Origin of the sequence: Nonomuraea solani (assembly GCF_900108335.1) — a bacterium.
Classification (GTDB): Bacteria; Actinomycetota; Actinomycetes; order Streptosporangiales; family Streptosporangiaceae; genus Nonomuraea; species Nonomuraea solani.
In genome coordinates, this window is the sequence record NZ_FNVT01000020.1 from 196,385 (window position 1) to 218,059 (window position 21,675).

The 21,675-nt window shown below is 71.9% G+C and carries 24 protein-coding genes; 11 read left to right on the forward strand and 13 right to left on the reverse strand.

What is annotated here, in order from left to right; translation table 11 throughout:
- Positions 1-17 precede the first annotated feature (17 nt).
- The 6 genes from C4V41_RS63515 to C4V41_RS47265 are packed head-to-tail and all read right to left on the reverse strand — an operon-like array spanning position 18 to position 5,554.
- On the reverse strand, positions 18-572 hold the full coding sequence (locus C4V41_RS63515; RefSeq protein WP_235030822.1) for a M20/M25/M40 family metallo-hydrolase: 555 nt from the start codon (positions 570-572) through the stop codon (positions 18-20).
- The gene (locus C4V41_RS47245) at positions 550-1,551 is read right to left on the reverse strand and encodes a ketopantoate reductase family protein (protein WP_200824725.1); all 1,002 of its coding nucleotides are present in this window, start codon (positions 1,549-1,551) and stop codon (positions 550-552) included. The genes C4V41_RS63515 and C4V41_RS47245 overlap by 23 nt, the downstream gene beginning before the upstream one ends.
- On the reverse strand, positions 1,548-2,303 hold the full coding sequence (locus tag C4V41_RS47250; RefSeq protein WP_103962578.1) for an SDR family NAD(P)-dependent oxidoreductase: 756 nt from the start codon (positions 2,301-2,303) through the stop codon (positions 1,548-1,550). The genes C4V41_RS47245 and C4V41_RS47250 overlap by 4 nt, the downstream gene beginning before the upstream one ends.
- Positions 2,300-3,583: an MFS transporter gene (locus C4V41_RS47255; RefSeq protein WP_103962579.1), complete on the reverse strand. Its 1,284-nt coding sequence runs from the start codon at positions 3,581-3,583 to the stop codon at positions 2,300-2,302. The genes C4V41_RS47250 and C4V41_RS47255 overlap by 4 nt, the downstream gene beginning before the upstream one ends.
- On the reverse strand, positions 3,580-4,467 hold the full coding sequence (locus tag C4V41_RS47260) for a polysaccharide deacetylase family protein (RefSeq protein WP_103962580.1): 888 nt from the start codon (positions 4,465-4,467) through the stop codon (positions 3,580-3,582). Before C4V41_RS47260 ends, C4V41_RS47255 begins: the two co-directional genes overlap by 4 nt.
- A 13-nt stretch (positions 4,468-4,480) precedes the next feature.
- A complete protein-coding gene (locus tag C4V41_RS47265) occupies positions 4,481-5,554 on the reverse strand; it encodes an Lrp/AsnC family transcriptional regulator (protein WP_103962639.1) in 1,074 nt (357 codons plus the stop codon).
- Between the two features lie 97 nt (positions 5,555-5,651).
- Between C4V41_RS47265 and C4V41_RS47270 the strand changes: the two genes are divergently transcribed.
- Both C4V41_RS47270 and C4V41_RS47275 read left to right on the forward strand, forming a co-directional pair.
- Positions 5,652-6,842 carry a sensor histidine kinase gene (locus tag C4V41_RS47270; protein ID WP_235030823.1) on the forward strand — a complete coding sequence of 397 codons (1,191 nt, stop codon included), beginning with the start codon at positions 5,652-5,654 and terminating at the stop codon, positions 6,840-6,842.
- A gap of 54 nt (positions 6,843-6,896) precedes the next feature.
- Positions 6,897-7,553 carry a response regulator transcription factor gene (locus C4V41_RS47275; RefSeq protein WP_103962582.1) on the forward strand — a complete coding sequence of 219 codons (657 nt, stop codon included), beginning with the start codon at positions 6,897-6,899 and terminating at the stop codon, positions 7,551-7,553.
- A 6-nt stretch (positions 7,554-7,559) separates the two neighbouring features.
- On the opposite strand, the gene C4V41_RS47280 is transcribed toward C4V41_RS47275, so the two are convergent.
- The 3 genes from C4V41_RS47280 to C4V41_RS47290 form a co-directional block, all read right to left on the reverse strand.
- Positions 7,560-7,871 carry a sensory rhodopsin transducer gene (locus C4V41_RS47280; RefSeq protein ID WP_103962583.1) on the reverse strand — a complete coding sequence of 104 codons (312 nt, stop codon included), beginning with the start codon at positions 7,869-7,871 and terminating at the stop codon, positions 7,560-7,562.
- Positions 7,872-7,940: 69 nt separating this feature from the next.
- A complete protein-coding gene (locus C4V41_RS47285) occupies positions 7,941-8,801 on the reverse strand; it encodes a DUF2268 domain-containing protein (protein WP_103962584.1) in 861 nt (286 codons plus the stop codon).
- A gap of 44 nt (positions 8,802-8,845) precedes the next feature.
- A complete protein-coding gene (locus C4V41_RS47290) occupies positions 8,846-9,622 on the reverse strand; it encodes a hypothetical protein (protein WP_235030824.1) in 777 nt (258 codons plus the stop codon).
- Between the two features lie 55 nt (positions 9,623-9,677).
- Between C4V41_RS47290 and C4V41_RS47295 the strand changes: the two genes are divergently transcribed.
- From C4V41_RS47295 to C4V41_RS47325, 7 genes are read left to right on the forward strand one after another with little or no spacing between them, the layout of a single operon-like run.
- Entirely contained in the window at positions 9,678-10,679 is a 1,002-nt protein-coding gene (locus C4V41_RS47295; protein ID WP_103962586.1) for an AAA family ATPase, read from the forward strand.
- The gene (locus C4V41_RS47300) at positions 10,676-11,611 is read left to right on the forward strand and encodes a DUF58 domain-containing protein (RefSeq protein ID WP_235030825.1); all 936 of its coding nucleotides are present in this window, start codon (positions 10,676-10,678) and stop codon (positions 11,609-11,611) included. Before C4V41_RS47295 ends, C4V41_RS47300 begins: the two co-directional genes overlap by 4 nt.
- Positions 11,608-12,555, forward strand: coding sequence for a VWA domain-containing protein (locus C4V41_RS47305; protein WP_103962587.1), 948 nt, complete (start codon positions 11,608-11,610; stop codon positions 12,553-12,555). Before C4V41_RS47300 ends, C4V41_RS47305 begins: the two co-directional genes overlap by 4 nt.
- Before the next feature lie 11 nt (positions 12,556-12,566).
- Positions 12,567-13,157 (forward strand): class I SAM-dependent methyltransferase, encoded by a 591-nt coding sequence (locus tag C4V41_RS47310; protein WP_103962588.1) that lies wholly within the window; start codon positions 12,567-12,569, stop codon positions 13,155-13,157.
- Positions 13,154-13,693, forward strand: a complete 540-nt coding sequence (locus C4V41_RS47315; RefSeq protein ID WP_103962589.1) for a TrmH family RNA methyltransferase — start codon at positions 13,154-13,156, stop codon at positions 13,691-13,693. Before C4V41_RS47310 ends, C4V41_RS47315 begins: the two co-directional genes overlap by 4 nt.
- Positions 13,694-13,729: 36 nt before the next feature.
- A complete protein-coding gene (locus C4V41_RS47320; protein ID WP_103962590.1) occupies positions 13,730-14,530 on the forward strand; it encodes a glycerophosphodiester phosphodiesterase in 801 nt (266 codons plus the stop codon).
- A gap of 45 nt (positions 14,531-14,575) precedes the next feature.
- Positions 14,576-16,018, forward strand: coding sequence for an MFS transporter (locus C4V41_RS47325; RefSeq protein ID WP_103962591.1), 1,443 nt, complete (start codon positions 14,576-14,578; stop codon positions 16,016-16,018).
- A gap of 8 nt (positions 16,019-16,026) precedes the next feature.
- Here C4V41_RS47325 and C4V41_RS47330 read toward each other — a convergent pair whose 3' ends face one another.
- From C4V41_RS47330 to C4V41_RS47340, 3 genes are all read right to left on the reverse strand, one after another.
- Complete coding sequence (locus C4V41_RS47330) at positions 16,027-17,394, reverse strand: CoF synthetase (RefSeq protein ID WP_103962592.1); 1,368 nt, start codon at positions 17,392-17,394, stop codon at positions 16,027-16,029.
- An 18-nt stretch (positions 17,395-17,412) separates the two neighbouring features.
- Complete coding sequence (locus tag C4V41_RS47335; RefSeq protein WP_103962593.1) at positions 17,413-18,045, reverse strand: TetR/AcrR family transcriptional regulator; 633 nt, start codon at positions 18,043-18,045, stop codon at positions 17,413-17,415.
- Between the two features lie 62 nt (positions 18,046-18,107).
- Entirely contained in the window at positions 18,108-18,599 is a 492-nt protein-coding gene (locus tag C4V41_RS47340) for a winged helix-turn-helix transcriptional regulator (RefSeq protein ID WP_235030826.1), read from the reverse strand.
- A gap of 33 nt (positions 18,600-18,632) precedes the next feature.
- Here C4V41_RS47340 and C4V41_RS47345 point away from each other — a divergent pair, with 33 nt between their 5' ends.
- Positions 18,633-19,136 carry a nuclear transport factor 2 family protein gene (locus C4V41_RS47345; RefSeq protein ID WP_103962595.1) on the forward strand — a complete coding sequence of 168 codons (504 nt, stop codon included), beginning with the start codon at positions 18,633-18,635 and terminating at the stop codon, positions 19,134-19,136.
- Between the two features lie 61 nt (positions 19,137-19,197).
- Here the strand turns inward: C4V41_RS47345 and C4V41_RS47350 are convergent, their stop codons facing one another.
- Positions 19,198-20,850, reverse strand: coding sequence for a hypothetical protein (locus tag C4V41_RS47350; RefSeq protein WP_146104052.1), 1,653 nt, complete (start codon positions 20,848-20,850; stop codon positions 19,198-19,200).
- A gap of 186 nt (positions 20,851-21,036) precedes the next feature.
- On the opposite strand from C4V41_RS47350, the gene C4V41_RS47355 reads away from it, so the two are divergent.
- The gene (locus C4V41_RS47355; RefSeq protein ID WP_103962597.1) at positions 21,037-21,663 is read left to right on the forward strand and encodes a hypothetical protein; all 627 of its coding nucleotides are present in this window, start codon (positions 21,037-21,039) and stop codon (positions 21,661-21,663) included.
- The last annotated feature ends 12 nt before the right edge of the window (positions 21,664-21,675 follow it).

Here is a 21,675-nt window from a genome sequence, read left to right on the forward strand (position 1 = left end):
GAGCCAGGGGAGGCTCATCAGGCCAGCTCGTGCAGGAGGGCCGCGGTCAGGGTGGCGCGTTCGAGCATGCCGTCCACGCTGATGTGCTCGTGGCGGGCGTGGGCGCCGGCGCCGACCGCGCCGAGGCCGTCCAGGACCGGGCGGCCCAGCGCGGCGGCGAAGTTGCCGTCGCTGGCGCCGCCGACCGAGCATTCGCACAGGTCCAGCCCCATCCGGGCGGCCACGGCGCGCGCCTTTGCGAACAGCCGGGCGGTGCCGGGGCCGCGTTCCATGACCGCGCCGTCCGCGCTCGCCTCGAACACCAGCACCGCGGCGGCGTCCTCGGCGGCCGCCTCGATGAGGGGCCGGGAGGCGGGGCTGCCGATCTCCTCGTCGCCGTTGAGCAGCAGCCGCAGCGGGGGCCGGGCCAGCCCGGCGGCCTCGAGGGCGCGCAGCGCCCACACCAGTTGCACCAGCCCGGCCTTCATGTCGAAGACGCCGGGCCCGGTGACGTGGTCGCCGTCGGCGGTGAGCGGTGAGCGGTCAGCCAGTCGCGCAGCTCCAGGGGGTTCACCGGGCGGCCTCCAGGTCACGCAGGTGCTCTTCGCCCATGGGGGCGCGGCCGGTCTCGACGCCGGCCAGGCGGGCGAGCATGCCGGTCAGCAGCGGGGTGGCCGTTCCGGTGGCGCGCGCCTGGGCGAAGACCTCGCGGTAGTGGTCGTGCACCTCGATCGGGCGGCGCCGGACGGCGATGTCGCGCCAGATGCCGCTGCGGTCCTTCGGCTGGGTACGCAGCCACGCCGTCAGCCGGTCGGTGGCCTTCTCGCGTTCCGGCGAGGGGGTGGCGGGCAGGTAGGCGGCGGGCTCGAACGCGTCGAACGGCTCCAGCGTCAGGCCCAGCGCGGCGGCGACCGCGAACACCTCGGCCACCAGCGCGTACATGAGCGGCCGGTGCCGGTCGATCAGGTCGGCCATGGGCGCGTCGGCCAGCGCGGTCGCGCTCAGCATGGCGCCGAAGCCCAGTTTGGACCACAGGTAGCCGTTCACGTTCGTGGTGGCCTGGGTGCCGAGCGCGGACAGGTCGGCGACCAGCCGGTCCACGCGGGCGCTCGCGGAGCCGTCCGGTTCGCCGATGACGAAGGCGCCGGGGCCGCCGTCGCGGATGACGCCCGGTTCGACCACGTCGGCGAAGATGTTGACGAACGCGCCGATGACGCGCTCCTTGCCCACGCGCTCGGCGATGAGCGGCTCGTTCAGGCCGTTCTGCACGGACACGACGTACCCGCCGGGGTCCAGGCGCGGCGCGATCCAGGCGGCCGCGCCCGCGGTGGCCTGGGCCTTGACGCACAGCAGGACGCGGTGCAGCGGCCCGTCCGCCTCGCCGGGGGTGGCGGCGGCGACGCGGACGCTCTCGTCGCCGTCCGCCCGCCGCAGGGTCAGGCCGTCGCGGCGGACGGCCTCGACGTGCGCGGGGTCGGCGTCCACGAGCAGCACCTCGTGGCCCGCCCGCGCCAGGTGGAAGGCGATGGTGCCGCCGATGGCGCCGCCGCCCACGATCGTGTACGCGTTCATGCCTTCTGAACCTCGCTCGTTCCGTTCCAGTGCAGGGGCAGGCCGGTGGTGCCCGCCGAGGCGCCGCCGTCGACGCGGAGCACGGCGCCGGTCACCCAGGCGGCCTCCGCGCCGGCCAGCCAGCGCACGGCGGCGGCCACGTCCGGCGGGAGGCCGCGGCGGCCGAGGGGGTTGGCCGAGACGGCGGCCGCGTACGCCTCGGTGACCGGGTTGGCGGCGCTGTCCACGGTGACGAAGCCGGGGCTGACCGCGTTGACGCGCACGCCGAGCGGGCCCAGTTCGACGGCGGCGGCCTTGGTGAGCATCTCCAGCGCGGCCTTCGACGTGCAGTAGTGCGCCGCACCCGGCCGGGCGCGCAGCGCGGCACCGGAGGCGATGTTGACCACAGAGCCGGTACGGCCGCTCGCGGCGCAGGCCCGGCCGAAGGCGGCGGTGATCAGCATCGGGGCGCGGACGTTGACGTGCTGCACCCGGTCCCACTGGGCGGCGGTCATGTCGAGGAACGGCGTGGCCGGGTAGATGCCGGCCGCGTTGACCACGACGTCCACCGGGCCGTGCTCGCGCCAGGCCCGGTCCAGGAGCCCTCCGGCGGCCTCGGCGTCGGCCAGGTCGGCGGCGATCGCGCGGGGCGCGAGGTCCGGCTGCGGCCGGAGGTCCACGGAGGTGACCAGGTCGCCGCCGGCGGCGAACAGCTCGCGGACGGCGGCGCCGATGCCACCGGCCGCGCCGGTGACCAGGACGTGGCGGGTCATGTGAGCTCCTTTCCCTTGGTCTCGGGCATGGTGGCGTAGACGGCCACGCCGACGAGCGCGGCGGCGGCCACGTACAGCCAGACCTGGTCGCGGTAGCCGCTGGTGCTGAGCCAGGTGGTGACGTACGGGGCGGTGCCGCCGAAGACGGCCACGGCCAGCGCGTACGGCAGCCCGATCCCGGTCGTGCGCACCTCGGCCGGGAACTGCTCGGCCATGATGACCGCGCAGTTGGCCGAGTAGCCCACCAGGAAGAGCATCCCGGCCAGCTCGATGACCAGCAGCGAGCCGAACCCGCCGTCCAGGAACTGGAACGCCGGCCACGCCAGCACCAGGAACCCGATCGCGAAGGCGAGCATCGTGGGCTTGCGGCCCACCCGGTCCGACAGCAGGCCGCCGAACGGCAGCAGGATGAGAAAGAACAGCACCGCGATCGTGTTGGCGAGCAGCGCCTGGTTCAGCGGGATGCCGGTGACCGTGTGGGCGTAGGTCGGCATGTAGCTGACCCAGACGTAGTAGAGCAGCGTGCCGGCGATGGTGATGCCGACCACCCGCAACGCGGCCCGCGGATGGTCCCTGAACATGGTGGCCACGGGGTTGGCGCGGGTCTTGCCGGACTCCTGGGCCTTGGCGAACGCCTCGGTCTCCGGCACCGAGACCCGCAGCCACAGGCCGACCAGCCCGAGCAGGCCGCCGATGACGAACGCGATCCGCCAGCCCCAGCCGTGCAGGGACGCCTCGTCCAGGGTCGAGGTGAGCACGGTGCCGAGGGCCGAGGCGATCAGCACGCCGCCGCCCACCGACACCTGCTGCCAGGACCCGGCGAACGCCCGCCGGCCGCGGGCCGCGGACTCGACCAGGAAGGCCGAGGAGGTGCCGAACTCGCCGCCGGCCGAGAAGCCCTGGACCAGGCGGGCCAGCACCAGGATGATCGGCGCGGCGATGCCGATGGTCTCGTAGCCGGGGGTGATCGCGATCACGAACGCGGCCCCGGCCATCATCGCGATGGTGAGCGTCATGCCCTTCTTGCGGCCGTACCGGTCGCCGTAGGCGCCCAGGATCGCGCCGCCGATGGGCCGCATGAGGAAGCCGACGGCGAAGACGGCCAGCGTGGACAGCAGCGCGGCGGTCTCGTTGTCGGTGGGGAAGAACTGGCGGGAGAACACCGACGCGAACGTGGTGTAGATCGCCCAGTCGACCCACTCGACGGTGTTGCCGATGGCGCCGGCCACGATGGCCTTGCGCTGGGCGGGGGTCAGGCGGGTTTCAGCGACGGTGGTCACGCGTTCTCCCTGACGTGGTCGGCGATCTGGGCGTGGGTGGCGTACCAGACGCCGTCGTGCCCGCCGATGTGATCGAGCAGCTCGGACAGGGCCACCATGCGGGAGCGGTGGCCGATGATGTGCGGGTGCAGGGTGAGCTGGAACAGGCCGCCCTCGGCGTACGCGGCGTCGAACTCGTCGCGCCAGATCCCGGCCACCTGCCGGGGCGGCGTGTACGGCCGCAGCGACCCGTAGCGCTCCATCATCAGGTACGGCGCGTCGTCCCTGATCCACTCCACCGGGATCTCCACGATGCCGGTCGGCTCGCCGTCGGCCAGCAGCTCGTACGGCTCGTCGTCGGCCATCAGCGAGGAGTCGTAGCTCAGGCCCAGCTCGCGGGTGATGGCCAGGGTGTGGTCGGAGAAGTCCCACGACGGGGTGCGGATGCCGGCCGGGCGGGTCCCCGACAGGCGCTCCAGGGTGTCGGCCGCCCGCAGGGCCAGCTCGCGCTCGTCCGCCGGGTCGAGCGTCATGTTGCGCTCGTGGATCCAGCCGTGCATGGCGACCTCGTGACCGGCGGCGACGTAGTCGCGGACCTCGCCGGGGTGCAGCAGGGCGGAGACGGCGGGCATGAAGAACGAGGCGGGGACACCGTGCCGCTCCAGCAGGCGCAGCACGCGCGGGACGCCGACACGGGCGCCGTACTCGCCCTGGGCCAGCTTGCCGGGCCGGGTCTCGCCGTCGCGCAGCGGGATCGTCTCGTGGTCGGAGTCGAAGGACAGCGCGACGGCGGCACGCGCGCCCCCGGGCCAGGACGCGGGCCGCAGGCTACGACCGGCCCGCACACGCTCGACGTGGCCACGCCACGTCGCCTCGTCCCACTGCCAAGGCTGCTGTTCTGTCATTCGTCTATCTCCTTCATTTCTCCCCCATCTGCTGCCTCGCTCCGCGAGGGTCGGTCGCCATAAGGCTTCCGACTACGTCGGAAGCGCTCCCTCCTCCTACGGCGGGGGTGGGGACCCAGGCGCGTTTGAGCGTGGTGAGCTGGAGGGTGACGTCGGCGGTGCGCAGGCCGGGCAGGGAGCCGACGTCGCCGGTCAGGTACGGGTACAGGTCGCCGTAGTGGTGCAGCGCCACCTGGCCGGCCAGGTTGAACCGGCCGGTGGTGGCCGACAGGTAACGGGTGGCGGGGTGCGCGGCGAGCTGCTGCCCGGCCCGTTCGAGCAGGCCGGGCTCGACCTCCAGCCAGAGCATGAACTCCACCGCGAACCCGAGCACCTCCGGCTCGGCCAGGGTGCGGAAGCGCAGGCAGCCGCGCCGCACGAGCGACTCGACCCGCCGTTTGGCGGTCGACTCGCTGGCGCCGACGGCCCCCGCCAGCGCCTTGTACGACATGCGCCCGTCCTCCCCGAGCGCGTGCACGATGGCCAGCTCCAGCTCGTCCAGCCGCTCGGGCGGCCCCTGACGGAACCGGTCCTCGAACGGCGGCTCGGCCGAGTCGCGCAGCTCCGTGGTGGCCGGCTCGTCCAGGACACCGGGGTTCCAGTCGTGGTTGGAGACGAACGTGCGCATGACCGCGTGCGTCTCGCTCTCGCCGACCCGGTCGCCGCCGGGCACACCGCTCACCATCACCCGGCCGATGTCGGCGTGGGTGGGCACGACGAACTCGGCCACGACGTCGGCGCTGCCCGACACGACCGCGACGAAGCGGGCCTGGGGCAGCGCGGCGACGCGGCCGGCGACGTCGTAGGAGGTGCCGGGCCGGCAGCGCAGGCGGCTGAGCACCGGCACGCCGAGCCCGCAGCGCAGCACGTCGACCACGCCGATGACGCGCAGCAGGCCGCTGTCGCCGAGCAGGGTGGCGCGGCGCACCACGGTGGACTCGCTCGCGCCGACGATCCGGGCGACCACGCTCCAGGGAGCCCGCCCGTTGAGCTGCAGAGCCGCGACGATCGCGCGGTCCAGCTCGTCGATCTGGACGACTTCTTGCATGCCACCCATGTCTACTGGCGGAATCCACCAAATGCAAGCCTTGGGTGACGTTATCCCCAAAATCTACCGCCGAACGGAACCTCGTACAATCGCGGAGGTGAGAAGGAGCCTGCCCCGCCGGTGGGCGTGCCTCGTCCTGGGGGGTGCGCTGCTGATGCCGTACATGATGGTCGGCGTGCTGATCTCGGCCACGCTGCGGGGCGAGGCGGCCAACCTGATGCTGCCCGCCCAGGTCGGCGTGTTCGCGGCGGTGCTGCCCGTGGTCGCGGTGACCGGGCTGTTCCTGCCGGTGCGCGGGCTGGAGGTCAGCGCGGCGCAGGGGCTGCTCGGGGCGCACGTCGAGGTTCCGCCACGGACGGAACGGCGAGCATGGCAGGAGCGGCGGCGTACGGCCGCCTGGTTCACGCTGCATCTGGCGGTCGGGGGTGTGGTCAGCGGGTTCACGCTGGCGATCGTGCCGTTCACGATGTTCACGCTGGCGCTGCCGTTCCTCGGCTGGCCGACGCCGGTGCTGGGCTTCGTGATCACGCCCGGGTGGAACGCGGTGCCGTGGGCGCTGGCCGGGATGGCGCTGCTGGGGGCGCTGGTCGCGGTCGCGGCCGGGGCGGGGGCGCTGCTGGCCCGGCTGGCTCCCGTCCTGCTCGGGCCCACCCCCGGCGAGCGGCTGGCGGCCGCCGAGGAGCACGCCCGTTCGCTGGCCGAGCGCAACCGGCTGGCCAGGGAGCTGCACGACTCGGTCGGGCACGCGCTGAGCGTCGTCACCTTGCAGGCCGCCGCGGCCGGGCGGGTCCTCGACCGCGACCCGGACACGGCGAGGACCGCCCTGAGCGCCATCGAGCAGTCCGCCCGCGCCGCCCTGGAGGATCTCGACCACGTGCTGGGCGTTCTCCGCGAGGGGGCCGGAGACCGGGCGCCGCAGGCGACGCTGGACGATCTCGGGGAGCTGGTGGCGGCCTCGGGGGCGCGGGTGCGGCAGGAGGTGGGCGATCTGTCGGGGGTGCCGGCCGTGGTGTCGCGGGAGGCGTACCGGATTCTGCAGGAGGCCCTCACCAACGCGATCAGGCACGGCCGCGGGCCGGTGTACCTGATCGCCGGCGTTCGGGATGGCGAGCTGCGCCTGGAGGTCACCAACCCCGGCCGCCGCGACGGCGACCGGGAGGTGACGGGCGGCAGGGGCGTGACGGGGATGCGCGAGCGCGTCCGGCTGCTGCGCGGCGACCTCGAGGCGGGCCCCGCCGAGGCCGGGTGGCGGGTCGCGGTACGGCTGCCGCTACGGTCGAGCCCATGACATTCAGAGCGCGACGGCCGAGCCCATGACGCTCAGAGCGCTACGGTCGAGCCCATGACTCTCAGAGTCGTGATCGCCGACGACGAGGACCTGATCCGCGCCGGCCTGCGCGTCATTCTCGACGCCGAGCCCGGCCTGCGCGTGGTCGGCGAGGCTGCCGACGGGGCCGCCGTCCTGCCGGTGGTGCGCCGCGAGCGTCCCGACGTCGTGCTCATGGACGTGCGCATGCCCGCCCTCGACGGCATCCAGGCCACCGAACGGCTCATGGCCCTGGACGACCCGCCCAAGGTGCTGGTGGTGACCACGTTCGAGAACGACGACCACGTCTACGACGCGCTGCGGGCGGGCGCGAGCGGGTTCCTGCTCAAGCGCGCGAAGCCGGACGACCTGGTGCAGGCCGTCCGGCTGGTCGCGGCGGGCGAGTCGCTGCTGTTCCCGGCCTCGATCAGGACGCTGGCCGGGCGCCGCCCGCAGGCCCCCTCGTCCCGGCGGGCGGCGGGCGTCGACCGGCTGACCGGCCGCGAGGGCGACGTGCTGCGCCTGATGACCAGGGGCCTGTCCAACCAGGAGATCGCCGCCGAACTGGTCGTCAGCGCGGAGACGGTCAAGACGCACGTCGGCAACGTGCTGGCCAAGCTGGGCGCGCGCGACCGCACCCAGGCGGTGATCGCCGCCTACGAGTCCGGGTTCGTGTCTCCCCTGGACCCGTGACGGCCGTCAGGCGGCGGGCGGGACGGCGGCGCGGCGCGGGGTGTACTGGACGATCATCGGCGTGTCCGCGACGACCACGACGGCGTACGGGGTGGACGGGGACAGGTCGGCGGGCCGGGCCAGGTCCTCCAGGCCGAGGTCCTGGGTGCGCTGCGCGGGCACGGTCGAGCGGAACGGGCCGAGCGGCTCCTGGCCCTCCGCGCAGAACGTGAGCTCGACGTGGGCGTTCTTGGAGCTGAGGTTGACCAGGCAGAGGCGGTCGCCGGGAACGCAGCCCTCGGTGATCGCCATCTTCCTGGCTCCAACTACTGTGCTCATGCGCGACTCCCGGGTTCTCTTGTGACCCTTCTGCCGCTACCCAGGAGAACCGGGATATATCGCGCTATTTCAACGTACGCCGCCGCGCCGCATCAGCTCGGCCGCGGGCAGCAGGGTCGCCTCGGCAGCGCTCAGCCCGGTGGCGGCCAGGGCCCGGTCGACCAGGTTCAGGCCCACCGCGTACCCGGCCATGTCGGGAATGCCGCGCGGCTCCTGCCCGAACTTGCGCGCGACGCCGTCGCCCAGCACGTACGCGGACGTGTACTGCATGCCCGCCAGGTCGAAGTCCGCCATGATGCGCTCGTAGGCCAGGTCGTACGCGTCCCCGGTCACCATCGACGACCACGGTCCCATCGCGCCGGGCCCCGACAGCTCCCGGACGAACGCCTCGGCCAGCCCCTCGGCCACCACGTGCTCCCCGACCGTCACCGTCACCGGGTTCCACTCCACATTGGTGAAGCGCACATTGTGGTGGAACTCGTGCACCGCCAGGTGCGCGATCCGCCCGATGACGTCGTCGGACGGCCAGGCCAGCAGGTAGAGCCAGCCAGGTGCGCCGCCCATGCCGTAGTAGCCGCCGGTCGTCGTCATCAGGTGCTCGTCATCGGGGTTGCCCAGGACGAACATGATCTGCAGCGCGCCGGCCTGCTCGGCGTCGCCCAGACGCTCGGAGGCGCGGGTCAGCTCGCGCCGTACCTGCCCGAGCACGTCGGCCTCGATCATGCGGCGGACGGCGGGCAGGTAGCGCGGGTCGTCGGCGTCGACGCGGAAGCCGCCACCGCCGTGGTGAAGGTCGACGATGTCGCCCGGCATCGGGATCGCCGGGCGCATCGGCGTCAGCATCTCCCGCAGCAGCGCGGGCCGCTCGCCGAGCGGCCGCTCCAGCAGGCCGGCCATCGTCGTGAGCGTGTCGTGAATGTGGAGTTCCATGCCGCGGACGCTAGAACCTCACGCTGCGTGAGGCTCAAGCGGAATCACAGCGGGGACTCCTCCCCCGGGTCCTCACCCGGTGACCGGCCGGGCGTGCCGGGGCCGGTGTCGCTCGGCGACTGAGACGGCGACGGCGAGGGCTGCGGCACGGGTGACTCCGGCGGCGTGGGCGGCGGCGTCGGCACGAACACCGTCGGCGGCAACTGCCGCGGCTGCGGCTCGCTGTCCTGCCGGCCGAGCAGCAGCAACAGCAGGATCGCCGTCACCAGGACGAGCAGCAGCACCAGCGCCAGCGCGGCCAGCAGCACCCGTTTGCGCGTCTCGGTCAGCGGCCGGCGCCGCGTGATCAGCCGTGGGAGCGCGGGCGCGCGGTCGGTCAGCCAGTACGGGACGAAGTCGGGCCCGTGCGCCTCCCCGATGAACGTCCCGCCCACCATCACGGGCTCCAGGAACCGCTCGGCGCCCGGCCGCCCCGGCACGTACGGGACCGCGACCCACGGCGCGTGCCCCGCGTCCAGGTCGAGCACCTCGGGAGCGCCCTCCAGCACCGCGCCGCGCGGCCTGCCGGGCAGCCCCAGCCAGCCGCGCATCCCGGAGCGCTCCCGGCCGCCCGCCTCCTTCGCCGCCGTCACGAACCGCTCGCGCGCCGCCGCGTCGAGCGCCGCCCCCCGGGTCAGCACGGCCAGCGACACCGCGCGCCCGTCGGGGCCCTGGCCCAGGTACACGAAACCGGCCGGCGCCTGATGCAGGCGGGCCTGCACCACGTAGGGCCCCAGCCGGGGAGGATCTCCGTACTGCAGGGGACTTGCCACGTTTGCCATGAAAGCACAGACGTGGCGTCGTGCACGTTTGCGGCGCGTTTGGTGGAATGGCGTCATGAGCGTCGCCGAAGAGTTGCCAGGCGGAACCGACGCGGCATCGCTGCGTCAGAGTCTCGACGAGGTCCGGCGGGTCATCGTCGGCCAGGAGCACATGGTCGAACGACTGATCGTGGCCCTGCTGGCCCGCGGGCACTGCCTGCTCGAGGGCGTCCCGGGCGTCGCCAAGACCCTCGCCGCCTCCACCCTGGCCACCGTCGTGGGCGGCACGTTCGCCCGGATCCAGTTCACCCCCGACCTCGTGCCGAGCGACATCGTCGGCACCCGCGTCTTCCACCCCTCCAACGAGAAGTTCGATGTCGAGCTCGGCCCCGTGTTCGTCAACTTCCTGCTGGCCGACGAGATCAACCGCGCCCCCGCCAAGGTCCAGTCCGCGCTGCTGGAGGTGATGGCCGAGCGGCAGGTCACCCTGGCCGGTGTCACCCACCCGCTGCCCAAGCCGTTCATCGTGCTGGCCACCCAGAACCCGATCGAGTCCGAGGGCGTCTATCCGCTGCCCGAGGTGCAGCGCGACCGGTTCCTGTTCCGCGTACGCGTCCCGCACCCCACCGCCCACGAGGAGCTGGAGATTCTGCACCGCATGAGCGTCACCCCGCCCGTCCCCGAGCGGGTGCTCGACCCCGACAAGCTGCTGGCCCTGCAGGAGGCCGCCGAGCAGATCTCGGTGCACCAGCTCGTCGCCGACTACGTGGTGCGCCTGGTCATGTCCACCCGCGCCCCCGCCGAATACGGCCTGGCCGACCTCGCCGAGACCATCGAGATCGGCGTCAGCCCCCGCGCCACCCTGGGCCTGGTCTCGGCCGGCCGGGCGCTGGCCCTGCTGCGCGGCCGCGACTACCTGCTGCCCGACGACGTACGCGACGTCGCCGTGGACGTCATGTCCCACCGTCTCATGCTCACCTTCGACGCCCTGGCCGACGGCGTCGACCCCGAACAGGTCGTCAAGCAGATCCTGCAGGCCGTACCCCCGCCCCTCGTCGTCTGGAACCAGAACCGTTGACAAGCACCGCGGAACAAGCGCTGCGGCGGCTGGAGCTGACCGTCACCCGGCGGCTCGACGGCCTGCTGCACGGCGCCCACCAGGGCCTGCTGCCCGGCACCGGCAGCGAGGCCGGCGACAGCCGCGTCTACGTCCCCGGCGAGGACGACGTGCGCCGCATGGACTGGGCCGTCACCGCCCGCACCACCATCCCCCACGTCCGTGACCTGATCGCCGACAGAGAGCTGGAGACGTGGGCGCTGGCCGACCTGTCGCCCAGCATGGACTTCGGCACCGCCGACACCGACAAACGCGACCTGGTGGTGGCCGCGATCGGCGCCATCGGGTTCCTGTCCAGCCGGATGGGCGACCGGTTCGGCGCGCTGGTGCTGCACGACGAGTTCGTGCACCGCATGCCCGCCCGCACCGGCCGCCCCGCCCTCTACGGCCTGCTGCACTCCCTCATGGACGCCCCGCGGGGCAGCGTCGTGGACGACCCTCCCGACCTGGCCGAGGGCATCGAGGTCCTGTCGGCCACCCGCAGGCGGCGCGGCATGCGGCTGATCGTCTCCGACTTCCTCGACGCCCAGCCCGACCTCGACCCCGACGCCCAACGCCCCTGGGAGCGCCCCATCAGGCGCCTGGCCGCCCGCCACCAGGTGCTGGCCGTCGAGGTCATCGACCCGCGCGAGCTCGAACTGCCGGACGTGGGCCGGGTCGCGTTCGCCGACCCCGAGACCGGGAACGTACGCGAAGTGCACCTTTCGCCCAAGATTCGGCAGGCGTACGCCGAGGCCGCCGCCCTGCAACGCGAGGGCACCCGCCTGGCCCTGCGCCGCGCCGGCATCGCCCACCTCGTCCTGCGCACCGACCGCGACTGGGTGTTCGACGTCGCGCAGTTCGTCCTGCGCCAGCGTCGCATGAGCCATCTCGCCCACAGGAGGGCCACATGACCTTTCTGTCCCCCGGCTGGCTGTGGCTGTTCGTCCTGGTGCTGCTGCTCGTGGCCGGCTACATCGTGGCCATGTTCGCCCGCCGCCGCTACACCGTGCGCTTCACCAACCTGGCCCTGCTCAACCTCGTCGCCCCCGCGGGGCCCGGCTGGCGCCGGCACGTGGCGCCCGGGCTGTTCCTCGTGATGATGTCGCTGCTGGTCATCGGCGCCGCCAAACCCGCCGACGAGGTACGCGTCCCGCGCGACCGCGCCACCATCATGATCGCCCTGGACGTGTCGCTGTCCATGGACGCCGACGACGTCCAGCCCGACCGCATCAGCGCCGCCAAGGCCGCCGCCCAGGCGTTCGCCAGGGAGCTGCCCGACCGCTTCAACGTCGGCGTGGTCTCCTTCGCCCGCTCGGCCAACGTCGTCATCTCCCCCACCACCGACCACCAGGCCGTGATCACCGCCATCGGCAACCTCACCACCCGCCCCGGCACCGCCATCGGCGAGGCCGTCTTCAACGCGCTCGACTCGCTGCGCTCCTTCGACCAGCAGGCCGCCACCGACCCGCCGCCGGCCGCCGTCGTCCTGCTGTCCGACGGCGACAACACCTCGGGCCGGTCGGTCAACGAGGCCATCGAGGCCGCCCAGCAGGCCCGCGTACCGGTCTCGACGATCGCGTACGGCACCCAGGAGGGCACCGTCGACATCGACGGCAGGCCGGTGAACGTGCCGGTCAACAAGCAGACCCTGCAGTCGCTGTCCGACGGCACCGGCGGGCGCGCCTACACCGCCGAGTCCGGCAGCGAGCTGCGCGAGGTCTACGAGCAGATCGGCACCTCACTCGGCTACAAGCTGGTCAACCAGGAGATCACCCAGTGGTTCATCGTGGCCGCGATCCTGACCGGGCTGCTGGTGTCGGGCTCCGCGGTCCTGTTCGGTTCACGGATCCCGTAACGTTTGGCGACGTGGCGCACTACTTCTCCGAGGAGCCGACGACCGCGAGCAGGCCCGGGTCGGTCAATCTGGTCCTGCCCGACCTGCATCTGCGGCTGGAGACCGACAGCGGGGTGTTCTCGCCCGAGCGGGTCGACGTCGGCACCCGCGTGCTCCTGGAGAGCGTCCCGCCGCCGCCCCAGGAGGGCGATCTGCTCGACCTGGGCTGCGGCTACGGGCCGATCGCGCTGACCATGGCCACGCGGGCGCCCGGGGCGACCGTGTGGGCCATCGACGTGAACCGGCGCAGCCTGGAGCTGACCGAGCGGAACGCCCAGGCCGCGCGCCTTTACAAAGTAAGATCCCGGCACATCGACGACGTGCCGGAAGACGTGAGGTTCCGGGCCATCTGGTCGAATCCCGCGATCCGCATCGGAAAGCCGGCCCTGCACGACATGCTCACCAGGTGGCTGACGCGGCTGACGCCCGACGGCGTCGCCTACCTGGTCGTCCAGAAACACCTCGGCTCCGACTCCCTGCAGCGCTGGCTCGGCGAGCAGGGCTGGCAGGCCTCCCGCGAGGCCGGCCGAGCCGCCTACCGCATCCTGAAGGTGACCCGATGAGAAGGCAGCTGCGCCCCACCGACGTCAAGAGGCTCAACCGCACCTGGCGCAGGAACACCGGAAACCGGCTCGGCCTGATCATCGAGTCGGTCACCGGCCCGTTCAACATCGGCTCGATCTTCCGCAGCGCCGCCGCGTTCGGCGTCGACGAGGTCTGGCTGGCGGGCAACGCCACTCCGCCGACCAACCCGAAGGCGGGCAAGACGGCGCTGGGCACCGAGCGGCTGGTCACCTGGCACGAGGCGGTGCCGGCCGCCGAGGCGGTCAAGGCGGCCAGGGAGGCGGGCTTCACGGTGCTGGCCATCGAGCTGACCGGCGAGGCCAAACCGCTGCACCGGGCCGACTTCAACCGTGACGTGTGCCTGGTGGTCGGCAGCGAGGACCACGGCTGCTCCCCCGCCCTGCTCGACGCCGTCGACGGCGCCTGCTACATCCCGCAGGTCGGCCGGGTCGGCTCGTTCAACGTGGCGGTCGCGGCGGCCATCGCGCTGTCCGAGGCCCGCCGCCAGGAGTGGGAGAATCTCCCCGATTCGTAACCTCAGCGTTCCTTCACGAAGGGCATACTTCAGGACGTGCTCAGCCGCCGATTCGCCTTCCTCGACCACCCGGGCCCGCTGCCCTTCGCCCACCGCGGAGGAGCGGCGGAAGGCGCGGAGAACTCCGTCGCCGCCTTCGAGCGGGCGGTCGAGCTGGGCTACACCTACCTGGAGACCGACGCGCACGCCACCTCCGACGGTGTGCTGGTGGCCTTCCACGACCACACGCTCGACCGCGTGACCGACCGGCGGGGCCGCATCTCCGAGCTGCCCTACCAGGCGGTCCGGCGGGCCCGCATCGGCGGGGTGCACGAGATCCCGCTGCTGGAAGATCTGCTCGGCACCTGGCCGGAGGTCCGCTTCAACATCGACGTCAAAGAGTCGGCCGCCATCGCCCCGCTCGCCGAGGCGATCAGGCGCACCGACTCCTACGACCGGATCTGCCTGACCTCCTTCTCCGACGAACGCCTCGTCATGGCCAGGGCGGCGCTGGGCAAGGAGGTGTGCTCGGCGCTCGGGCCGCGCGGCGTGGCCGCGCTCCGGGCCGCCGCGACCACCTCCGGCTACGGGCGGCTGCTGGGCCGCCTGTCGCGCGCCGGGGTTCCCTGCGCGCAGGTGCCGGTGGGCTTTCGCGGGCTGCGCGTCACGACCAGGCGCCTGATCCGTACGGCGCACGCCATCGGCATGCAGGTGCACGTGTGGACGATCAACGACACCGTCCGCATGGACCACCTGCTCGACCTGGGCGTCGACGGCATCATGACCGACAACGTCACCGGCCTGCGCGGCGTGCTCGAACGCCGTGGCCAATGGCATCCCGGCCGCATGGCCGCCTGACACAGGCTTCCCGGCCGTACAAGTCGCAAGGAGCGACCCGACACCATGCCCGAATCCGCACCCCCCGCGGCCCTCGACGACTCCGCCGACTCCCCCACGGCGCGCCGGCGTGAGCAGCGCGGCTGGTACTTCTACGACTGGGCCAACTCCGCCTTCTACACCACGGTCATCTCGGTCTTCCTCGGCCCCTATCTGATCCCGGTCGCCAAGACCGCGGCGTGCGCCAAGGACTTCCCCGACGTGGCCGCGGCCACGTGCGTCGACACCTTCGACCGGCTGGCCGCCGACCACCCGGGGCTCGGTTACGTGGACGTGCTCGGCGCCGACATCAGGCCCGCCGCGTTCTTCGGCCTGATCATGACGGTCGCGGTGTTCCTGCAGATCGTGTTCCTGCCGATCGTCGGCGCTTTGGCCGACCACACCGGCCGCAAACGGGAGATGCTCGGCGCCTTCGCCTATGTCGGGGCGCTGGCCGCGATGTGCCTGTTCTTCGTCGAGGGCGACCGCTACATGCTGGGCGGGGTGCTGTTCATCCTCGCCAACCTGGCCTACGGCTCGTCGGTGGTGGTCTACGACTCGTTCCTGCCGCAGATCTCCACCGCGCAGGAGCGTGACCGGGTCTCCTCGCGCGGCTGGGCGATCGGCTATCTGGGCGGCGGCCTGCTGCTGGCCCTCAACCTGGTGCTCTACCTCAACCACGAGGGCCTCGGCCTGACGCAGGACATGGCGGTGCGGCTGTGCATGATGTCGGCGGGCCTGTGGTGGGCCACGTTCACGATCATCCCGCTGCTGCGGCTGCGCAACCGGCCCGTGCCCGCCCACGAGAGCACGGCGCTGCGCTCGGTCGGGGGCAGCTTCCGCCAGCTCGGCCGTACGCTGTCGGAACTGCGGAGATATCCGCTGACGCTGCTGTTCCTGGTGGCCTACCTCGTCTACAACGACGGCGTGCAGACCGTGATCGGCAACAGCGCCGCCTTCGCCTCCGAGGCGCTCAAGCTGGACCAGAGGGTGCAGATCGCCGCGATCCTCATGGTGCAGTTCGTGGCGTTCTTCGGGGCGCTGCTGCTCGGCCGGCTGGCCCGCGGTTTCGGGACCAAGCGCACGGTGCTGGCCAGCCTGGTGCTGTGGACGGTGATCGTGGCCATGGCGATGTTCGTCGCGGAGGGGCAGGCGCTGCAGTTCTACCTGATGGCGTTCGCGATCGCGATCGTGCTGGGCGGCACGCAGGCGCTGTCGCGCTCGCTGTTCTCGCAGGTGATCCCGAAGGGGCGCGAGGCGGAATACTTCAGCCTGCTGCAGATCAGCGACAAGGGGTCGGCGTTCATCGGGTCGCTGACGATCACGCTGGCGCTGCAGTTCACCAACAGCTACCGGATCGCGATCCTGTCGATGATCGTCTTCTTCGTCATCGGGTTCGTGCTGCTGGCGATGACGAACCTGCCCAAGGCCATCCGCGCGGCCGGCAACGAGGTGCCCGACCGGCTCTGAGCCGTTCGTCACGGTTGGGCCAGCGGGATGATCCGGCGGAACTTGCCGCCGGGCGACCGCTCCGGCGGCTCCTCGGCGCGCTCGACCGTGACGTCCGCGGCCTTGTGCTCGGCGAGCAGGCAGGTGATCTTGTCGTGCGCGGTGCGCCACGCGCGGTCGGTGTCGGTGCCGGGCGCGGGCCGCAGGCGTACGCGCAGGGTGGCCGGGGCGGTCTGGACGATCTGGAACTGCTCCAGCCCGAGCACGTCGAGCGCGGCGCCGAAGGCCATGGGCGAGATGCCGACCTGCTCGCCGTGATCGGCGGGGAAGGTGAGCAGCTCGGCGGCGCGGCCCTGCACCCGGATGGCGGGCAGCGGGCTGCCGCACGGGCACGGATCGGGCCGCTGCAGCACACTGTCGCCGAGGTCGTAGCGCAGAATCGGCTGGACGCGGTTGGCGAGGTTGCTGATCAGCACCGTGTGCGACAGCTCGCCCGGCGGGACGCGCCGGTGATCGGCGTCGACCGGCTCCAGCACGGCCCAGTCGCTGTTGACGTGATACCAGCCGTCCGTGCAGCCGTAGCTGAGGAAGCCGCACTCGGTGGCGGCGTACGCGGCCCGGACCTTGGCCTGGAAGGCGGCGGCGAGCCGCTCACGGACCTCCGGGCGCAGCGTCTCGCCGCCGGGGACGATGACCGCCGGGCGGATGCGCAACCGGCCGGCCTCCTGTTCCGCCGCCAGGAGTGTGAGCGTGCCGACGAATCCGGCGACGCTGGCGGGGTTGTACCGGTTGAGCTCGCCGACCAGGTCGGCCATCGGCTGGTTGATCGAGAAGACCCGCATGATCCGGCCGAGCCACGGCCGCTCCAGGCGGATCCTGGCCGGTCCCGCGACGGTGGCGAAATGGCCGCCGGGCGCGGTGACGATGGCGGTACGGCCCGCGCGGGCCAGCGTACGGATGGCGTCGCGGGCCGTCAGCCCGCCGCTCGCGCGCATCCCGAGAGCCGTGCCGATGGCCATGCCCCGGTCGTCCTGGACGAACAGCCCGCGCCGCCCGCTGGTGCCCGACGTGGTCACCACCAGGTAGCGGTCCAGGAACCGCTGCCCCACGAGCGCGGGGTCGGCCACGAACGCCTCGACGCGCTCGCGCGTCACCTCGCGGTCGGTGACCCAGTCGTCGAAGCGGTCCATCAGTGACGCCTTGTCGGTGACCGGCAGCAGCGCCGGGTCGTCCACCCCGTCGGGCAGGGCTTCGTACAGCTCCCGGTAGTACGGTGAGCGGGCGCGGGCGTAGGCCACCATCTCGGCCAGCCGTTCACGCCGCCGCCGCGCGAGCCCCTCGGCCCCCTCCCGCACGGCTTGCCGCGCGTCGCGGGCCAGGTTGCGCGTTTCCCCCATGATGCTCCGTTCCCTTCCTCAAGCGCTCTCGTCGGGCCGCCGTCGCACCGACAGCAGGCCGTGCAGGGCCACCTCGACGCCGCGCCGGCTCGCCTCCCACAGCTCCTCCTGGGAGCGGCCGAGCCGGACGCTGGCCAGGCCCGCGTGCTGGACGGCGCCCAGCAGGGCTCCGGTCATCGCGGCCGCGGTGATCGGGTCCAGTTCGCCGGGGTACGCCTTCACCAGCTCGCCGGCGATCCGCTGCTGCAGGTCCAGCAGCACGTAGAGCCCTTTGGCCTGCAGCGTCGGCGAGTTCAGCACCACCCGGGCGGCCGCCGACAGCTCCTCGGGCTCCTTGTCCGGGATCTTGGGGCGGCGGTGGGCGGCGTACTCCTGGACCATCCGGCCCAGGAGCTCACCGGGGCCCTCGTCCGGGCGGCGGGCGGCGATCGCCTGGAACATCACGTCGAAGTCCCGTTCGGCGTCGACGAACAGCACCTCGTCCTTGCCGCCGAAGTAGTTGGAGAACGTCTTGGGGTCGACGTCGGCCGCGGCGGCGATCTGCGCCACCGTGGTCTGCTCGTAGCCCTGCTCTTCGAACAGGGCGATGGCCGCCATGACGATCCGCTGTCGGGTCTCGCGCTTCTTCCGTTCGCGCCGTGACTCCTGCATGCCCCAAATATACTCACACACGAATTTTCCCGACAAAGGGAAAATTTTACCGAGTATGTGTTTTACGTCACCTGCTCCGGCGGTGCCGCCAGGAGCATCGTGCCCGGGCCCTGGGCCGCTCCGGGGCCGGCCTCGGCCGTGATCGTGCCGGCCGTGGCCTCGCCACCGCAGTGCGGGCAGGTGACGACCGGGGTGAAGCGCTCGCCGCAGGAGTGCACCAGCACCGCGGGCGGGCCGCCGGGCGGCGTGGACCAGCGGTCGCCCCAGGCCATCAGCGTGATCAGGGCGGGCACGATGTCGCGGCCCGCCTCGGTGAGCACGTATTCGTGCCGCACCGGCCGTTCCTGGTAGGGCCGCCGCTCCACCACTCCGGTGGCGACCAGGTGCTCCAGGCGGCGGGTCAGGAGGTTGCGCGAGATCCCCAGATCCTCGGCCAGGTCGTCGAACCTGCACAGCCCCAGGAACAGGTCGCGCAGGATCAGCGGCGTCCACGGCTCGGCGACCACACCGACGGCCTGGGCGATGGAGCAGTGCATCTCACCGAACCTGTTCACGGCACCAGGATAGTGGGTTGATAAAGTGAACCCATGACAGTTCACATTCAGGACTCACCCGCCCTCGCGTACCGGCTGGCCGGCGAGACGCACGATCTCGACGCGCTCATGGCCACGCTCGCCGACGACGTGATCTTCCGCTCGCCGCTCAGCTCCTCGGCCGGCTTCCGGGGCAAGGAGCAGGTACGCGAACTGTTCTCGGTCGTGTTCGGCGTCATTTCGGACCTGCGCTACCAGACGGACATCGGCGACGAGCGCACCCGGGCGCTGACGGCGACCGCCCGGCTGGGGCGGCTGGAGATGCACGAGGCCGTCCTGCTCGAAGTGGGCGAGGACGGGCTGATCACGGAGGTCACCATGTGGATCCGCCCGCTGCCCGCGCTGACGGCGATGATGGCCGCGCTCGGCCCCGGCATGGCCAGGGCCACCGGCAGGCGCGGCCTGCCGCTGCTCGTCGGCGCCGCGGTCAGGCCGCTCGCGGCGATGACCCGGTTCGGCGACAAGGTCCTGGTCCCGCTCCTGACCCGGCGGGGCTAGAGCCTGTGCGGATCGAGAGGACACTGGCCGGCACCTCCGCGGCCGGTTCGCCTGGATCCGGCTACAGCCGGATGACGGTGTAGTGGTCGAGGCGGTCGACGGTCACCTTCAGCTTGCCGTCCCGGCAGGAGAACGCCGGCGACTTCGCCCCCGGGAAATCCGGCGAGATCGACGAGACGCGGCGCGGGCAGGAGCCCGGCTCGGCCTCCACGGTGAACCCCGTCCGGGGCGTGATGCCCTGGTCGTAGTCGTGGTTGACGAGGTGGATGGAGCGCTTGCCGGTGCCACGCTGCACGAGCAGGCTCGCCGCGACGTTGGCCGCGCCGGCCCGTACCGGCTGGGCGCCGATCGCGTTGTCCTTGAAGGTCGCGCGATGGTCCTTGTAGAAGCGGGTGTAGGTCTTGAAGAAGTCCATCATCCCGAGGTCCGTCGCGGTCGGGCTGCCGACCGTGTCCTTCAGGTGGAAGGCGGGGAAGAGGCCGTTCGCGTACGCCTCCGCGCCGAAGATCCGCCAGTAGTCCTTCTTCTCCTCCAGCGGCAGGTTGAGATAGCCGGTCATCATGTCGTTCGGCCAGTCGATGAACACCACGACCGGCACATTGCCCGCGATCCGGGCGCTCTGCTCCTTCAGGTGGCGATATTGCGACTGGAGCGACTTGGCGCCGTTGAGGTGGCCGCCGACGATGGGCACGTAGTCGGCGCCGCGGTAGTCGGGCGTCTGCTCGTCCGGGTTCCACGGGTACATGCCGACACTGTTGAAGTCCACATACGGCCACAGCCCGTTCGAGGAGATGAGGATGCCGCGGTGCCGGGTGCGCCGGGCGTACGCGCGCAGCTCGTCGACGATCTCCTTCCAGTACCGGCGGATGTACGTGGCGGTGAACGACGTGTCCTCGGCGTACATGCGGTTGGCGACCACCCGGCCCCACTCGGCGGCGAGCGGGTTCGCCGCGTTCAGGGGGTCGCGGTTCCAGCCGCCGGCCCGCAGGTGGTCGCGGTAGTTGAAGTTGGCCGTCAGGTCGCCGGCCGGCACGTCGCGACGGAGGAGGTTGTCGTCGGTCATGCCGAAGCGCGACTTCCAGTCCGCCGCGGTGAAGGCCGGATACTTCGCCAGGAGATACCGGTTGAAGTCGGCGATCGCGTAGTCGTCGAAGCCCTCGTTGCCGTTGAAGCCGTACTTCGACCCGCCGCTGAACCCGGCGTTGATCTCGTCGAGGTTGAGCCCGTCGACTCCGCCGTCGATCTGGATGCGCGCCCAGGACAGCAGGTACGCGCGGTATTCGGGATTGAAGATGTTGCCCCGCCGCGCCGGCTCCGGGAAACCGAACTCGTCGTGGGGCACCGGGTCGCCGTTCGCGTCGCGCGTCGACATGTCGTCGAAGATCTCGGCGGTGGCGAAGTCCTTCGGGAAGATCACGCTCGCCGTGCCGCTGCCCATGAAGGTGATGCCCTGGGCGTGGTAGCGGCCGATCTGCGTGAAGTCGTAGTCGGCCGCCTCGTCCCCCGCCGTGGACCATTTCCCGATCGCGCGGATGGTGGTGTCCGGGTCGAGCTCGTAGACCTGCGGGTCCTCATCGTGCACGTCCGACTGGCTGAACCCGTACACGACGAAGTCGCCGGCCCTGGACGGGCTCGCGGCGGCTTGTCCCGGCACCGCGAGCGCCATCGCCACGATGCCCGCTGACCAGCGCGGTGTCCCAGATCGCCGTGGCATCAGGCCCCCTGAGGGCTTGAGGCGGATTTTCGCAAGCATATGTCCGGGCCGTTGATGGTGGAAGCGCTCGATCCGATCCAGCGCCTCGTTCGTCGATCTGCACCGAGAGCACCGCTCTTGACATGGGACCGCTCTAGCGAGAGCATTGCTCTTGCTAGAGAGCGACGCACATTTCAAGGAGCACCGATGTCCTCCCGGCTCACCTCTGCGGCCTTCGCCGCCGCCGGCATTCTTTTCTTCCTCTATCCGGCGATCCGCCCCTCCGGTGACGACGCCACCGCGATGGCCTCCACCGCCTGGGTGGCCGGGCACGCCGCCGCCATGCTGGGGTTCATCCTGGTCGGCCTGGCCGTGCTCGGACTGCACCAGGTGCTCGGCGACCGGCTGTCACTGCGGGCCGCGGTGGTGACCTGGGCAGGTGCGGGGCTGACGCTGCCGTACTACGGCGCCGAGGACTTCGGCCTCAACGTGATCGCCCGGCGCTCCCTGCGCGACCAGGCCCCGGCGCTCATGGAACTGGCCGAGGAGTTCAGGTACGGCCCCGTCGCGGTCACCATGTTCGCCGCCGGTCTCCTGCTGCTCGGCGCCGGAGCCGTCATGGCCGCGATCGCCGTCTGGCGCTCCGGCAGGGTAGCCCGGTGGAGCGGGACGGCGCTGACGCTCGGATTCGTCCTGTTCATCCCGCAGTTCTTCGGCCCGTATCCGCTGCGCGTCGCGCACGGCGCGCTGCTCATGATGGGGGGTCTCTGGCTGGCCGCCGCGCTCTGGCGGGGCGCCGATCGTCAAGTCTCTCAAAACGAGAGAATCGCGTAACCCCTGGACGAA

Coding starts and splice junctions, on each gene's coding strand:
- C4V41_RS47280 (WP_103962583.1), bottom strand. CDS start 7,871: ATGAGCACAGTAGTTGGAGCCAGGAAGATGGCGATCACCGAGGGCTGC.
- C4V41_RS47305 (WP_103962587.1), top strand. CDS start 11,608: ATGACCTTTCTGTCCCCCGGCTGGCTGTGGCTGTTCGTCCTGGTGCTG.
- C4V41_RS47245 (WP_200824725.1), bottom strand. CDS start 1,551: ATGAACGCGTACACGATCGTGGGCGGCGGCGCCATCGGCGGCACCATC.
- C4V41_RS47250 (WP_103962578.1), bottom strand. CDS start 2,303: ATGACCCGCCACGTCCTGGTCACCGGCGCGGCCGGTGGCATCGGCGCC.
- C4V41_RS47335 (WP_103962593.1), bottom strand. CDS start 18,045: ATGCAGGAGTCACGGCGCGAACGGAAGAAGCGCGAGACCCGACAGCGG.
- C4V41_RS47260 (WP_103962580.1), bottom strand. CDS start 4,467: ATGACAGAACAGCAGCCTTGGCAGTGGGACGAGGCGACGTGGCGTGGC.
- C4V41_RS47345 (WP_103962595.1), top strand. CDS start 18,633: ATGACAGTTCACATTCAGGACTCACCCGCCCTCGCGTACCGGCTGGCC.
- C4V41_RS47325 (WP_103962591.1), top strand. CDS start 14,576: ATGCCCGAATCCGCACCCCCCGCGGCCCTCGACGACTCCGCCGACTCC.
- C4V41_RS47265 (WP_103962639.1), bottom strand. CDS start 5,554: ATGCAAGAAGTCGTCCAGATCGACGAGCTGGACCGCGCGATCGTCGCG.
- C4V41_RS47295 (WP_103962586.1), top strand. CDS start 9,678: ATGAGCGTCGCCGAAGAGTTGCCAGGCGGAACCGACGCGGCATCGCTG.
- C4V41_RS47315 (WP_103962589.1), top strand. CDS start 13,154: ATGAGAAGGCAGCTGCGCCCCACCGACGTCAAGAGGCTCAACCGCACC.
- C4V41_RS47355 (WP_103962597.1), top strand. CDS start 21,037: ATGTCCTCCCGGCTCACCTCTGCGGCCTTCGCCGCCGCCGGCATTCTT.
- C4V41_RS47285 (WP_103962584.1), bottom strand. CDS start 8,801: ATGGAACTCCACATTCACGACACGCTCACGACGATGGCCGGCCTGCTG.
- C4V41_RS47350 (WP_146104052.1), bottom strand. CDS start 20,850: ATGCCACGGCGATCTGGGACACCGCGCTGGTCAGCGGGCATCGTGGCG.
- C4V41_RS47330 (WP_103962592.1), bottom strand. CDS start 17,394: ATGGGGGAAACGCGCAACCTGGCCCGCGACGCGCGGCAAGCCGTGCGG.
- C4V41_RS47275 (WP_103962582.1), top strand. CDS start 6,897: ATGACTCTCAGAGTCGTGATCGCCGACGACGAGGACCTGATCCGCGCC.
- C4V41_RS47290 (WP_235030824.1), bottom strand. CDS start 9,622: ATGGCAAACGTGGCAAGTCCCCTGCAGTACGGAGATCCTCCCCGGCTG.